The 1,231-nt window shown below is 43.7% G+C and carries 1 protein-coding gene; it reads right to left on the bottom strand.

Features of this window, described 5'->3' with window-relative positions; translation table 11 throughout:
• Nucleotides 1-35 precede the first annotated feature (35 nt).
• On the bottom strand, nucleotides 36-1,231 hold a 1,196-nt coding region (locus AC1XUO_RS29600), incomplete at its 5' end, for a transposase family protein (protein ID WP_483333514.1).

Genomic DNA, 1,231 nt, shown 5'->3' with positions numbered 1-1,231 from the left:
GATCACAATGTCAAAGAACGGCCGTTATCGGCGGTTCATGTCTGGCAAATGATATCGCAGGCAATGTGTCGGTTTGTTGCTATGCGGTCTTGTTTCGCCATCTGTATTTTACTTTTGAAAAAGTGCTTGTCAGGAATTGCACCATTTAAAACTTCGATGGGAGTAAATCCGTATAGCTGGCCATTAGGCATATTGTTATAGTTTTCAATTGCCAGAGCCAGGGTTTCAGTTAAATCGGAAGTGTCGATAATTGGTCTCGGAAAAAGATACCTATACTTTATTATTTTGTTCGCTGCTTCTACCATGCTGTTACTCTGAATAATATCCACCTGGGCAACAATTTTCTTCCAAAGAGTTGCAGAAGAGGCCAGCCATTTGGTGAGTTCGCCGTTGTTTTCAGCTCCGTCATCTGTGATCAGGCTTCCTGAATGGTTGAGTAGATCAAATTTTTGTAAAACGCCTTCCAGGGTTTGCTTGGCGATGTCGCTATTGTAAACGGTGGACGCTTGGCAAGCCAGTATAGCTCTGCTGAAATTATCACGGATGACGTAAATATAATGTTTTACACCATTGACGGTTCGGTAAATCGTGACGTCCTGATGTAAGACTTTTAAAGGTGATGTCGAGCAGAGAGGTTGGTACTTTTTAGCCCTTTTGATGGGCCTTCTTGTAATATTCAACAGTCTGCAATATTTGTAAAATGTACTTTTGGAGCAATGTAATTTATCTTCCCGGATTAGCTGGTAGTAAATACTGCACAGTGGCCAGTGCGTGACCTTTTCGTCAGCACAGGCCGTGGCGATCATTTGCTGTTCGGCCGCAGAAAGCTGCTGTGTATTTTGTTTGCGGCACAGGCCAAGCAATGATTTCCAGCATTGTTTGCGGCTGTTCCAGGCACCGTATTGTTTAGAGGTAATAGGCAAATATCGCCAGATTGCCCGATCTAAATGGTGTTGTTGGCAGGTTTTTAGCAGCCATGCAGTCCCTTTTTTGACTTTGAAAAAGTGGCTAGTCTTCCATGGTATGGAAGCCATCAGCTCACGATAGAGCAGCAGCAGTTGGAAGGTAATTTTCAGTTGGAATTTGAGCCGCTTATTTTGTGCCTGGAGACTATTAATAACTAAATCTTTGTCTTCCTGATCAGTGACGGCTACTGGATTCCAGAATGAACCAACGTCCTTATCCTTCCAACCCCGGCGGGTAGACCTTGGAATTATCCTGGAAACAGCAT

Source organism: Dyadobacter sp. HNCC25DJ186, assembly GCF_056895235.1.
Note: the sequence above shows the minus strand (reverse complement) of the source record. Positions and strands in the feature narration are given on the sequence as shown.